The organism is Pseudomonas sp. AF03-9 (assembly GCF_020515815.1).
Lineage (GTDB): Bacteria > Pseudomonadota > Gammaproteobacteria > Pseudomonadales > Pseudomonadaceae > Aquipseudomonas.
This window is the reverse complement of record NZ_JAHPJF010000005.1, coordinates 83,516-96,211: the sequence shown is the minus strand read 5'-3', so window position 1 is coordinate 96,211 and position 12,696 is coordinate 83,516. Positions and strand designations below refer to the sequence as shown.

Genomic DNA, 12,696 nt, shown 5'->3' with positions numbered 1-12,696 from the left:
CAAACCATGCATAACCCCTGCGCCCTGATCCCGGTCTACAACCACGAAGCCGCCGTGCCCGCCGTGGTCCAGAGCCTGCTGAACAGCGGCCTGCCCTGCCTGCTGGTAGACGACGGCAGCAGCCCGGCCTGTGCGGCGGTGCTGGCACAACTGGCAAGCCTGGACAACGTCACCTTGCTGACCTTGCCGAACAACCAGGGCAAGGGCGGCGCGGTCATGGCCGGTTTCCGTGAAGCCGCACGCCTGGGCTTCAGCCACGCCCTGCAAGTGGACGCCGACGGCCAGCACGACCTGCGTGAAGTCGAGACCTTCCTCGACGCCTCGCGCACCCACCCCGACGCCGTCATCTGCGGCTACCCCGAATACGACGAGAGCGTGCCCAAGGGACGGCTGTACGCGCGCTACCTGACCCACGTGTGGGTGTGGATCAACACCCTGTCGCTGCAGATCCGCGACTCGATGTGCGGCTTTCGCGTGTACCCGCTGGCCCCCACGCTGGCACTGATGGACTCGGCCTACATCGGCACGCGCATGGATTTCGACTCCGACATCCTGGTGCGCCTGGCCTGGCGCAACCAGCCGATGCGCTGGCTGCCGACCCAAGTGCATTACCCGGCTGATGGCCTGTCGCACTTCCGCCTGCTGCGCGACAACGTGCGCATCTCGGCGATGCACACCCGCTTGTTCTTCGGCATGCTGGTGCGTGCGCCGATGATCCTGTGGCGACGGTGGCAGGCATGAGCGACAGCGCCAAGCACTGGGCCGACCGCGAGGAGCGCGGCAGCTTCCTGCTGATGAAACTCACCGCGTTCGCCGCCAAGGTTCTTGGCCGCCGCGTGCTGAGCCCGCTGCTGTACGCCATCGTCCTGTACTTCTACTTGTTCGGCCGCACTGCGCGCCAGAGCGCCTGGCAATACCAGCAGCGCCTGGCCGACTGGAGCGGGCGTGACGAGCTGCGCCCGACCCAGCGTAAAGTCTTCGGCCAGTTCATGGCCTTCGCCGACTCCCTGCTCGACAAGCTCGACGTATGGAACGGCAAGCTGCGCCTGGAGCAGATCGAGATCAACGATCCGGCCAAGTTACGCGGGCAACTGCGCGGCGAGCGCGGGCAAATGCTGGTGGGCGCACACCTGGGCAACCTCGAAGTGTGCCGCGCCCTCGCCGAAATCGGCGAGCAAGTGACCATGAACGTGCTGGTGCACACCAAGCACGCCGAACAATTCAACCGCCTGCTCGGGGAAGCCGGGGCGACCCACTTGCGCCTGATCCAGGTCAGCGAGCTGGACCCGGCCACCATGCTGCTGCTCAGCCAGCGCCTGGATGACGGCGAGTGGCTGGCCATCGCCGGCGACCGCGTGCCCCTGCATGGCGGGCGCACGGTACGCGTGGACTTCCTCGGCCACGATGCCGCCTTCCCCCAAGGCCCGTGGCTGCTGGCCGGCTTGCTCAAATGCCCGGTGAACCTGCTGATGTGCCTCAAGCACCAAAGCCGCTATCGCCTGACCATCGAGCCGTTCACGCCGTTGATCGAATGGAAACGTAATACCCGCGAGCAGGTCATAGCCCTGTGGACCGCGCGTTACGCCGCACGCCTGGGTCAGTTCTGCCTGGAAGCGCCCCAACAATGGTTCAACTTTTACCCTTTCTGGAAGACCGATGACGACGCATCTTGAGCCGGTAACCTTTGGCGAACGCGCCTTGCGCATCGAAGACGTGCTGGCCCTGGCCAACCGTCAGGCGCCCACCCAATTGCAGGGCGATGCCGCTTATCGCCAGCGCATCGCCAAGGGCGCGCAGTTCCTCGACTCGCTGCTGGACAAGGAAGGCGTGATCTACGGCGTGACCACCGGCTACGGCGACTCGTGCGTGGTGGCCGTGCCGTTGCAGCACGTCGAAGCGTTGCCCCGCCACCTGTACACCTTCCACGGTTGCGGCCTGGGCAAGCTACTCGACGCCCAAGCCACCCGCGCCGTGCTGGCCGCGCGTTTGCAGTCGCTGTGCCACGGCGTGTCCGGGGTACGCGTGGAACTGCTGGAGCGCCTGCATGCGTTCCTCGAACACGACGTGCTGCCGCTGATCCCGGAAGAAGGTTCGGTGGGCGCCAGCGGTGATCTGACGCCGCTGTCCTACGTGGCCGCGACCTTGTCCGGCGAACGTGAAGTGATGTTCCGTGGCGAACGCCGCCAGGCCGCCGACGTGCACCGTGAGCTGGGCTGGGACCCGCTGGTGTTGCGCCCCAAGGAAGCCCTGGCGCTGATGAACGGCACCGCCGTGATGACCGGCCTCGCCTGCCTGGCCTTCGCCCGCGCCGACTACCTGCTGCAACTGGCCACGCGCATCACCGCGCTGAACGTGGTGGCGCTGCAAGGCAACCCGGAACACTTCGACGAACGCCTGTTCGCCGCCAAGCCGCATCCGGGGCAGATGCAAGTCGCCGCCTGGCTGCGCAAGGACCTGGCGATCGACGCGCCGACTGCACCGCTGCATCGCTTGCAGGACCGCTACTCGCTGCGCTGCGCCCCCCACGTGTTGGGCGTGCTGGCCGACAGCCTGAACTGGCTGCGTTCGTTCATCGAAATCGAACTGAACAGTGCCAACGACAACCCGATCATCGACGCCGAAGAGGAACGCGTGCTGCACGGCGGCCACTTCTACGGCGGCCACATTGCCTTCGCCATGGACAGCCTCAAGACCCTGGTGGCCAACGTCGCCGACCTGCTCGACCGCCAGCTCGCACTGCTGGTGGACGTGCGTTACAACCACGGCCTGCCGAGCAACCTGTCCGGCGCCCCCAAGGACCGCGCGATGATCAACCACGGCTTCAAGGCCGTGCAGATCGGCACCAGCGCCTGGACCGCCGAAGCGTTGAAAAACACCATGCCGGCCAGCGTGTTCTCGCGCTCCACCGAATGCCATAACCAAGACAAAGTGAGCATGGGCACCATCGCCGCCCGCGATGCGATCCGCGTGCTGGAGCTGACCGAACAGGTCGCCGCCGCCACCTTGCTCGCCGCCAACCAGGGCGTATGGCTACGCGCCCAGGCCGAAGACGCCCGGCCGTTGCCGCCAGCCCTGGCCGCGATGCACGAACAACTGGCCCAAGACTTCCCGCCGGTGATCGAAGACCGTGCCCTCGAAGGCGAACTGCGCCTGTGCCTGCAGCGCATTGCCGCACAACACTGGAGGCTGCATGCGTAGCCCCGGCGTGCTGCACTGCGACACCGAAATCCTCGTGCCGTTTTTCGACGTCGACACCATGAACGTCGTCTGGCACGGGCATTACGTGAAGTACCTGGAAGTGGCGCGCTGCGCGCTGCTCGACAAGCTCGACCACAACTACACGCAGATGCTGGAATCGGGCTATGCGTGGCCGGTGATCGACATGCAGTTGCGCTACGTGCGTGGCGCCGTGTTTGGCCAGACCATCAACGTGCGTGCCAGCCTGGTGGAGTGGGAAAACCGTTTGAAGGTCAATTACCTGATCACCGACCTGGCCAGCGGCGAGCGCCTGACCCGCGCGAGCACTGTGCAAGTGGCGGTGGAAATCGCCAGCCGTGAGATGCAATTGGCCTCGCCAAAAGTCTTCACAGACGCCGTAGAGAGAGCCCTGAAATGAGGTCCCCTGTGGGAGCGGGCTTGCTCGCGAAGGTCGTCAACGATATTGCAACCCGCCTGGCACTACGCGGCGTCCTCAGGTCCTTCGCGAGCAAGTCGAATCGTCGCACCGCCGCTCCCACATGGATCGCGCTGATCTTGCTGTTCAGTATTCCAAGTCTGGCCCGTGCCTTCGACTTGCAGCAACTCAGCGACCAACTCGCCAAACCCTCGGTGATCCACGGCAACTTCACCCAGGAAAAACACCTGCGCGCCCTGCCCCAGCCGCTGGTCAGCAAAGGCACCTTCGTGCTCGCCAAGGACCACGGCCTGCTATGGCTGCTCAAAACCCCGCTGCAACAGGACTACCGCATCAGCGCCCAGGGCATTGCCCGCCGCGACGCCAACGGTTGGCAGCCGCTGCCGAACAAGAGCGCCGGTGCCGAGCAGAATCGCCTGTTCCTCGCCGTGCTTCAGGGCGACAGCAGCGGCTTGCAACGCGACTTCGAACTGCAACTGCAAGGCGAAGCCAACGACTGGAAACTGACGCTGATCCCACGCTCGCTGCTGTTAAAACAAGTCTTCACCCAGATCAATATCGACGGTGGCGAGCTGGTGCAAAACATCGAACTGCTGGAAACCCAGGGCGACAGCACCCTACTGCGCATGCAAGACAGCACCGCAGCCCTGCCCCTGAGCGACGCGGAGCGACATGACTTTGCCCAGTGAGCGCCTGCTGCCGCGCCTGTTCCTGATCCTGCTGGTGGCCGTGCTGGCCCTGGCCGGCTGGCAGTGGCGCCATGGCGCGCCGTTGTCGGCCAACCTGATGGAACTGGTGCCGGGCAACACGCCGGACGCGCTCGAACAAAAAGCCGAACAGCGCATGCAAGAGCCGCTGAACCGCGAAATGCTGGTGCTGGTCGGGCATGCCGACCGCCAGCAAGCGGTGGCCGTGGCGCAACAGTTGGGCGAGCGCTGGCAGGCCAGCGGGCTGTTTGAAAAGGTCCAGTGGAACCTGCAAGCGGACCTGCCGGCGCTGCGCGAGCAACTGCTGCGCGGGCGCCTGGCGATGCTCTCGGCCAAGGACCGCGAACAACTGATCGAACAGCCCGACGCGTTTATCCAGCAACGTATGCAAGCGCTGTTCGACCCCTTCACCGGCTTCAGCCTGGTGCCGAGCCAGGACGATTGGTTGGGCCTGACCGGGCGCATCCAGAACAGCCAACCGCAGCACGGCGCGGTGCAGTTGGACATTGGCAGCGGCGCGTTGATCGCCGATGCCGACGGCAAGAGCTGGGTGCTGCTGCGTGCGCGCACCACCGGCAATGCCTTCGACATGAAATTGCCGCTGCAAGTGGCGGACCTGCTCCAAACCAGCCGTGCACAGGCCGGCGAGCAAGGCGCCCAGCTACTCGCCGCCAGCGGCCTGCTCTATGCGGCCAACGGTCAGCAGCAAGCCACGCGGGAGATCACCTGGGTCGGCGGTGGCGCCACCGTGGGCATCCTGCTGTTGCTGTTGCTCGCGTTTCGCCGCTGGCGCGTGCTGCTGGCGTTTGTGCCGGTGCTGGTGGGCATGCTGTTTGGCGCGGTGGCCTGTGTGGCGCTGTTCGGCCACATGCATGTGATGACCCTGGTGCTGGGCTCCAGCCTGATCGGCGTGGCGGTGGATTACCCGCTGCACTACCTGTCAAAAAGCTGGAGCCTGAAACCCTGGCGCAGTTGGCCGGCCTTGCGCCTGACGCTACCGGGGCTGAGCCTGAGCCTGGCCACCAGTTGCATCGGCTACCTGGCCCTGGCCTGGACACCGTTCCCGGCGCTGACCCAGATCGCGGTGTTCTCCGCTGCCGGCCTGGTCGGTGCCTACCTGTCCGCCGTGTGCCTGTTGCCGGCGCTGCTCAAGGGTGTGGAACTGCGCCCGGCGCAGTGGCCGCTGCGCATCGCCGAATGCCTGTGGCTGGTGCGTGCCTCGTTGCTCAAGCGCGTACCCAGCCCGGCATTGCTGGCGCTGCTGTTGCTGTTTTGCGCCGGTGGACTGTGGCAGCTCGACAGCAAAAACGATATTCGCCAGTGGATCGGTGCGCCGCCGCAATTGCTCCAAGAGGCCCAGGCCGTGGCGCGGATCACCGGGTTCCAGCCCACCAGCCAGTTCTTCCTGGTGCGCGCCGAGAACCAGCAGCAGTTGCTGGAGCGTGAAAGTGCCTTGGGCCAACGCCTGGATCAACTGGTGAACATGGACAAGCTCCAGGGCTACCTGGCGCTCAATCAACTGGTCAGCCTGCCCGCCGAGCAACAACGGGTGCGCGATGCGCTGAACAACCTGCCCCAACACTGGCAACCGCTGCTGGACCTCGGCGTCCCCGTCGCCGCCCTGCAGGCCGAAGTCGCACAACTGCAAGCGCTGCCCACCCAAGACATCGACGCCGCACTGGCCGGGCCGCTGGCCGAGCCTTGGCGCACGCTGTGGTTGGGCCCGGTGGACGGCGGCGTGGCAGCGATGGTCAGCCTGCAGGGCCTGAACAACCCGGCGTTGCTGCGCGTGCAGGCCGTGGATTTGCCAGGGGTGCAACTGGTCGATCGCCTCGGCGATTTGAACCGGGTATTCGCCGACACGCAGATCAGCGCGGCCGAATTGAAATTGATGTCGTGCGTGCTGATCGTGTTGTTGCTGATCCTGCCGTTCGGCTTCGGCGGCGCCTTGCGCATCGTCGCGCTGCCGTTGCTCGCCGCGCTGTGCAGCCTGGCCAGCCTTGGTTGGCTGGGCCAGCCGCTGACCCTGTTCAGCCTGTTCGGCCTGCTACTGGTCACGGCGATCAGCGTCGATTACGCGATCTTGATGCGCGAGCAGATCGGCGGCCCGGCGGTCAGCCTGTTGGGCACGCTGCTGGCGGCGTTGACAACCTGGTTGTCGTTCGGCCTGCTGGCCGTGTCCAGCACGCCGGCAGTGAGTAATTTCGGCCTATCGGTCAGCCTCGGCCTGGCATTCAGCTTTATGCTGGCGCCCTGGGCCGGGCAACAGAAGCACGCCTTATGAATGTGATTATCGCCAAAGTGGCAAGGAGCCCTCGTGCCCATAGTTGAAATGGAACGTCGCCAGGTGGTGGTGATCGGTGCCGGTCCGTCCGGGGCCATCGCCGCCGCGCTGCTAAAGCGCAAAGGGCATGATGTATTGATCATCGAGCGCCAGCATTTCCCACGGTTCTCGATCGGCGAAAGCCTGCTGTCGCACTGCATCGACTTCATCGAAGAAGCCGGCATGCTCGACGCCGTGCAGGCCGCCGGGTTCCAGGTGAAGACCGGCGCCGCGTTCGCCTGGGGCGAGCGCTACAGCGCGTTTGATTTCAGCGACACGTTCAGCCACGGCAAGCCGACCACCTTCCAGGTGCAGCGCGGCGAGTTCGACAAGTTGCTGGCCGATCAGGCAGCGCTGCAAGGCGTGGACATCCGCTACGGCGAAACCATCGTCGGCGTCGATTTCAAAGGCGAGACCCGCTACCTGCACGTGCGCCGCGAGAACGGCAGCGAGTACCACCTCAAGGCCAAGTTCGTGCTCGACGCCAGCGGCTACGGCCGCGCGCTGCCGCGCCTGCTGGACCTGGAAGCACCGTCGGATTTCCCGGTGCGCCAGGCGGTGTTCACCCATATCGAAGACCGCATCGAACACCCCGGTTTCGACCGCACCAAAATCCTCATCACCACCCACCCGACCCAGCGTGACATCTGGTTCTGGAGCATCCCGTTCAGCAACGGCCGCTGCTCGGTGGGCGTGGTCGCGGCCAAGGAGCATTTCGACGGCCGCGACGGCGACCTCGACGCATGCCTGCGCGGGTTCATCGACGAAACCCCAAGCCTGTCCACCGTACTGCAGAACGCCGTGTGGGATACGCCGGCGCGCACCATCGGCGGCTACTCGGCCAACGTCAAGACCCTGCATGGCCCGGGCTTCGCGCTGCTGGGCAATGCGGCGGAGTTCCTCGACCCGGTGTTCTCCTCCGGGGTGACCATCGCCATGCGTTCGGCGAGCATGGCTGCCGGCCTGTTGCATCGCCAATTGAAGGGCGAGGCGGTGGACTGGCAAACCGAATTCGCCGAGCCATTGAAGCGCGGTGTCGACACCTTCCGCTGCTATGTCGAAGGCTGGTACGCCGGGACTTTCCAGGACGTGATCTACCATCCGGACAGCTCGCCGGAGATCCGCCGGATGATCTGCTCGATCCTCGCCGGTTACGCGTGGGATGAGCGTAACCCGTTTGTCAGCGAGCCCAAGCGGCGCCTGCGGATGTTGTCGGAAATCTGTGCGAGTGAGCCGGTATGAGCAGTCAGTACCTGAGTAAAAACTACGTCGAAGAAACCAAGTTCGGCTTCTGGTTCCTGCGCAGCCACACCTGGCAGCACCACGTGTTGCGCGTGGCGATCAACGACCTGCGCAGCCTGTTCAGCGACCCCTTGCCGCCCGCGCCGGTGTTGCTCGACGCCGGTTGCGGCCAGGGCAAGTCGTTCCAGTACTTGCAGCAGGTGTTTGCGCCCGAGCGCCTGATCGGCCTGGATGCCGACCCTCACAGCCTCGCACTGAGCCAAGCCGAAGCGGCGCGCCAGGGCCTGTCCGTCGAGTTGATCGGCAGCGACTGCGCCACCCTCGATGTGCCGGACGCAAGCGTCGACATCCTGTTCTGCCACCAGACCTTCCACCACCTGGTCGAGCAGCACCGCGCGCTGAAAGAGTTCTACCGCGTGCTCAAGCCGGGCGGTTATCTGCTGTTTGCCGAGTCCACCGAAGCCTATATCGACACCTGGGTGATCCGCTGGCTGTTCCGCCACCCGATGCATGTGCAGAAAAGCGCCGAGCAATATCTGGAGATGCTCCGCGAGCAGGGTTTTGAATTCGGTCCGCAGAACGTCTCGTACCCGTATCTGTGGTGGAGCCGTTCCAGCGATTTCGGCCTGCTCGAACGCTGGGGCCTGCGCAAGGCGCCGCCGGTGGGGCAGCGCGAAGAAACCCTGGTCAACTGTGTGGCTCGCAAACCATTGGCGAGCACCGCCCCATGATGCGTCTGTTGCTGATCGGTTGCCTGTTGCTGCTGGGCGCCTGCGCCAGCCAGCCGCCGCTGCCGAAGAATCCCCCGGCCCTGGCGTTGCCGTTGCAATTGCATGTGCAGCGCCTGGCCGACGGCCAGAGCCAGGACTGGCTGTTGGTGATCCAGCGCGAAGGCGCTGGCATCCGCTGGTCGATGATGGACCCACTGGGCATTCCCCAGGCCCGGCAAAAACTGGTCAATGGCCATTGGCAGGCCGACGGCCTGCTGCCGCCCAATCCCCAGGCCCGCGAGCTGTTTGCCGCGTTGCTGTTTGCCCTGGCTTCGGCGGATGAGGTGCGCACGCTGTACCCCAGCGCCCAGGCCATGGACCTGACGCGCACACTGCCGGGGCATTGGCAGATCATCTACCAGTCGTCCGAGGCTTTCAGCGTGAACATCAGCGGGCAGCCGTTGAGCTACCGCATCACCCCGCTCGGAGCCGCCCAATGACCGCCTACCTGAATGCCCTCGGCGTGATCTGCGCCCTCGGCCGTGGCCAGGCCGAAGTCAGCCGCAGCCTGTTTGCCGGTGACTGTTCGGGCATGCGCGCCGAAAGCGGCTGGGTGCCCGAACGCGTGTTGCCGGTGGGCAGCGTGCACGGCGAACTGGCAGCCATCCCGCTGGAATTGGGCCAGCAGAGCAGCCGCAATAACCAGTTGTTGCTGGAGGCGGCATTGCAGATCGAGGGCGAGATTCGCCAGGCGATCCACACCTACGGCCCGTCGCGGGTCGGCGTTGTGCTCGGCACCAGCACCTCGGGCATCGACGAGGCCAGTCGCGGCATCGCCCATTACCTGCGCGAACACCAGTTCCCCGGCGACTACGATTACCAGCAACAGGAACTCAGCGCCCCGGCGAATTTCCTTGCCGACTGGCTGCAACTGAGCGGCCCGGCCTATGTGATCTCGACTGCCTGCACCTCCAGCGCCCGTGCGTTGATGAGTGCCCAGCGCCTGTTGGACCTGGGCGTGTGCGACGCCGTGATCTGCGGCGGCGTCGACAGTTTGTGCAAGCTGACGCTCAACGGCTTCAGTTCGCTGGAAGCGGTGTCGAACGAGCGCTGCAACCCGTTTTCGGTGAACCGCAACGGCATCAATATCGGCGAAGCCGCGGTGCTGTTCGTGATGAGTAAAGAGCCGGCGCCGATTGCCCTGCTGGGCAGCGGCGCGAGTTGCGATGCACACCATATCTCCGCCCCCGAGCCCAGCGGCAAGGGCGCGTTGCAATCGATGCGCAAGGCCCTGGCCAGCGCGCAACTGACGCCTGAGCAGATCGGCTACCTGAACCTGCACGGCACCGCCACCCAGCACAACGACGCCATGGAGAGCCTGGCCGTGGCCAACCTGTTCCCCGGCGGCGTGCCCTGCTCGTCGACCAAACCCATGAGCGGCCACACCCTGGGGGCCGCTGGAGCGCTGGAAGCGGCGTTCTGCTGGCTGAGCCTGACCCACGGCCAACTGCCGCCGCACCTCTGGGACGGCCAGCCCGATCCGGCACTGCCCGCCCTGAAGTGGGCGCACCTGGGCGAAACCCTGGAAAAACCCCGCCTGATGAGCAACTCGTTTGCCTTCGGCGGCAACAACGTCAGCCTGATTATCGGAGAGGCCCCATGACCCCTTGGCCACTCGCCGAACTGCTGCCCCATGCCGGCGACATGATCCTGATCGATCAGGTGCTGTCGTTCGATGAAGAGCAGATTCACACCCGCCTCACCGTCACCCCCGGCGGCCTGTTCAACCGCCCGGACGGCAGCCTGCCGGCCTGGGTCGGCATCGAGCTGATGGCGCAAAGCGTCGCCGCCTATGCCGGCTGCCGCGCGCGCCAGAACGGCGAAGCGGTGGAACTGGGCTTCCTGCTCGGCACACGCAAGTTCGAGTGCAACGTGGAGCACTTCCCGGCGGGCGCCGAGCTGAAGATCCACGGCATACGCTCCCTGGAAGACGACAACGGCATGGGTGTGTTCGAATGCCACCTCACTGGTGACGGGATCCAGGCCAGTGCGCGCTTGAATGTATTTCGACCGCCCCAGGCGGCCAACTATTTAGATGAATCGAAGGACGTAACGCCATGACTGAATCCGTACTGGTCACCGGCTCCAGCCGTGGTATCGGCCGCGCCATTGCCTTGCGCCTGGCCCAGGCCGGCCACGACATCGTGCTGCACTGCCGCAGTGGCCGTGCCGAAGCCGACGCGGTGCAGGTCGAGGTCCAAGCCCTGGGCCGCAAGGCGCGGGTGCTGCAATTCGATGTGGCGGACCGCGCGGCCTGCAAGGCAATCCTTGAAGCGGACGTTGAGACACACGGCGCCTATTACGGCGTGGTGCTCAACGCCGGCCTGACTCGCGACGGCGCGTTCCCGGCCTTGTCGGAAGACGATTGGGACGTGGTGCTGCGTACCAACCTCGACGGTTTCTACAACGTGCTGCACCCGGTGATGATGCCGATGATTCGCCGCCGCGCCGCTGGACGCATCGTCTGCATCACTTCGGTTTCCGGGCTGATCGGCAACCGTGGCCAGGTCAACTACAGCGCCTCGAAAGCCGGCCTGATCGGTGCAGCCAAAGCGTTGGCCATCGAGTTGGGCAAGCGCAAGATCACCGTCAACTGCGTCGCACCGGGCCTGATCGACACAGCGATGCTGGATGAAAACGTGCCGGTGGAAGAGTTGATGAAGATGATCCCGGCACAGCGCATGGGCACCCCGGAAGAGGTCGCCGGTGCGGTGAATTTCCTGATGTCGGCCGAGGCCGGTTATATCACCCGCCAGGTCCTGGCCGTGAACGGAGGCCTGTGCTGATGAAACGCGTCGTAGTGACCGGCATGGCCGGCATGACTTCCCTGGGCAGCGATTGGGCGACCATCTCGGCCAACTTCCGCGCCAACCGCAGCGGCATCCGGCGCATGGATGAGTGGGACCGTTTCACCGAATTGAACACGCGCCTGGCCGGGCCGATCGACGATTTTGTCGTGCCCGCCCACTGGACGCGCAAGCAACTGCGCAGCATGGGCCGTGTCTCGCGCTTTGCGGTGTGGGCGGCGGAGCAGGCGTTGCAGGACGCCGGTTTGCTGGGTGACGAGTCGATCAAGGATGGGCGCATGGGCGTGGCCTGCGGTTCGTCCACCGGCAGCACCGACGAGATCAAGGCATTCGGCAATATGCTGCTGAACTCGGTGGCCGAGGGCCTGAATGCCAACTCCTACGTACGCATGATGCCGCACACCACGGCGGCGAATATCAGCATCTTCTTTGGCCTGACCGGGCGGCTGATCCCCACGTCCAGCGCCTGCACCAGCGGCAGCCAGGGCATCGGGTATGCCTACGAGGCGATCAAGTTCGGCCGCCTGCCGTTGATGCTCGCCGGTGGCGCCGAGGAACTGTGCCCCACCGAAGCCATGGTGTTTGATGCGCTTTACGCCACCAGCCTGAAAAACGATGCGCCGCAGACCAGCCCACGCCCCTACGACAGCGGCCGCGATGGCCTGGTGATCGGCGAAGGCGGCGGCATGCTGGTGCTCGAAGAACTGGAACATGCGCTGGCACGCGGTGCCCATATCCACGCGGAACTGGTCGGTTTCGGCAGCAACGCCGACGGCCAGCACACCACGCGCCCGGAACAGAAAACCATGCGCCGCGCCATGGAGCTGGCGCTTGAGGATGCAGGCTTGGAGCCGGCGGCCATCGGCTACGTCAACGGCCACGGCACCGCCACCGACCAAGGTGACGTCGCCGAGACCCTGGCCACCCACGCCTTGTTCGGCAGCCGCATGCCCATCAGTTCGCAGAAAAGTTTTCTCGGCCACACCTTGGGCGCGTGCGGCGCGCTGGAGTCGTGGTTCAGCATCGAGATGATGAACCGCAACCAGTACGTGCACACCTTCAACCTGGACGTGGTGGACCCGCAATGCGGTGAGCTCGATTACCTGCAAGGTGAGTTCCGCGAGATGCACCACGACTACGTGATGAACAACAACTTTGCCTTTGGCGGCGTCAACACCTCGCTGATCTTCCGCCGCTGGTCCTGACTTTTTAA

General features: G+C 65.1%; 13 protein-coding genes. All 13 read left to right on the top strand.

Annotated elements, in window-relative coordinates:
• Positions 1-6: 6 nt before the first annotated feature.
• The 13 genes from LIY36_RS09825 to LIY36_RS09765 are packed head-to-tail and all read left to right on the top strand — an operon-like array spanning position 7 to position 12,688.
• Complete coding sequence (locus tag LIY36_RS09825) at positions 7-741, top strand: glycosyltransferase family 2 protein (protein WP_226455554.1); 735 nt, start codon at positions 7-9, stop codon at positions 739-741.
• Positions 738-1,673 (top strand): LpxL/LpxP family acyltransferase, encoded by a 936-nt coding sequence (locus LIY36_RS09820; RefSeq protein ID WP_192298322.1) that lies wholly within the window; start codon positions 738-740, stop codon positions 1,671-1,673. Before LIY36_RS09825 ends, LIY36_RS09820 begins: the two co-directional genes overlap by 4 nt.
• Positions 1,657-3,198 carry an HAL/PAL/TAL family ammonia-lyase gene (locus LIY36_RS09815; protein ID WP_226455553.1) on the top strand — a complete coding sequence of 514 codons (1,542 nt, stop codon included), beginning with the start codon at positions 1,657-1,659 and terminating at the stop codon, positions 3,196-3,198. The genes LIY36_RS09820 and LIY36_RS09815 overlap by 17 nt, the downstream gene beginning before the upstream one ends.
• A complete protein-coding gene (locus LIY36_RS09810) occupies positions 3,191-3,616 on the top strand; it encodes an acyl-CoA thioesterase (protein ID WP_226455552.1) in 426 nt (141 codons plus the stop codon). The genes LIY36_RS09815 and LIY36_RS09810 overlap by 8 nt, the downstream gene beginning before the upstream one ends.
• Entirely contained in the window at positions 3,613-4,323 is a 711-nt protein-coding gene (locus LIY36_RS09805; protein WP_226455551.1) for an outer membrane lipoprotein carrier protein LolA, read from the top strand. Before LIY36_RS09810 ends, LIY36_RS09805 begins: the two co-directional genes overlap by 4 nt.
• Positions 4,313-6,625, top strand: a complete 2,313-nt coding sequence (locus LIY36_RS09800) for an MMPL family transporter (RefSeq protein ID WP_226455705.1) — start codon at positions 4,313-4,315, stop codon at positions 6,623-6,625. The genes LIY36_RS09805 and LIY36_RS09800 overlap by 11 nt, the downstream gene beginning before the upstream one ends.
• 33 nt (positions 6,626-6,658) lie before the next feature.
• Complete coding sequence (locus LIY36_RS09795) at positions 6,659-7,906, top strand: NAD(P)/FAD-dependent oxidoreductase (RefSeq protein WP_226455550.1); 1,248 nt, start codon at positions 6,659-6,661, stop codon at positions 7,904-7,906.
• Positions 7,903-8,637 (top strand): class I SAM-dependent methyltransferase, encoded by a 735-nt coding sequence (locus LIY36_RS09790; protein WP_226455549.1) that lies wholly within the window; start codon positions 7,903-7,905, stop codon positions 8,635-8,637. The genes LIY36_RS09795 and LIY36_RS09790 overlap by 4 nt, the downstream gene beginning before the upstream one ends.
• Positions 8,634-9,116 (top strand): hypothetical protein, encoded by a 483-nt coding sequence (locus LIY36_RS09785; protein ID WP_226455548.1) that lies wholly within the window; start codon positions 8,634-8,636, stop codon positions 9,114-9,116. The genes LIY36_RS09790 and LIY36_RS09785 overlap by 4 nt, the downstream gene beginning before the upstream one ends.
• Positions 9,113-10,279, top strand: a complete 1,167-nt coding sequence (locus LIY36_RS09780; protein WP_192298327.1) for a beta-ketoacyl-[acyl-carrier-protein] synthase family protein — start codon at positions 9,113-9,115, stop codon at positions 10,277-10,279. The genes LIY36_RS09785 and LIY36_RS09780 overlap by 4 nt, the downstream gene beginning before the upstream one ends.
• A complete protein-coding gene (locus LIY36_RS09775) occupies positions 10,276-10,737 on the top strand; it encodes an ApeP family dehydratase (protein WP_192298328.1) in 462 nt (153 codons plus the stop codon). The genes LIY36_RS09780 and LIY36_RS09775 overlap by 4 nt, the downstream gene beginning before the upstream one ends.
• Positions 10,734-11,462 carry a 3-oxoacyl-ACP reductase FabG gene (gene fabG, locus LIY36_RS09770; RefSeq protein ID WP_226455547.1) on the top strand — a complete coding sequence of 243 codons (729 nt, stop codon included), beginning with the start codon at positions 10,734-10,736 and terminating at the stop codon, positions 11,460-11,462. Before LIY36_RS09775 ends, fabG begins: the two co-directional genes overlap by 4 nt.
• Entirely contained in the window at positions 11,462-12,688 is a 1,227-nt protein-coding gene (locus LIY36_RS09765; RefSeq protein ID WP_226455546.1) for a beta-ketoacyl-ACP synthase, read from the top strand. The genes fabG and LIY36_RS09765 overlap by 1 nt, the downstream gene beginning before the upstream one ends.
• Positions 12,689-12,696 lie beyond the last annotated feature (8 nt).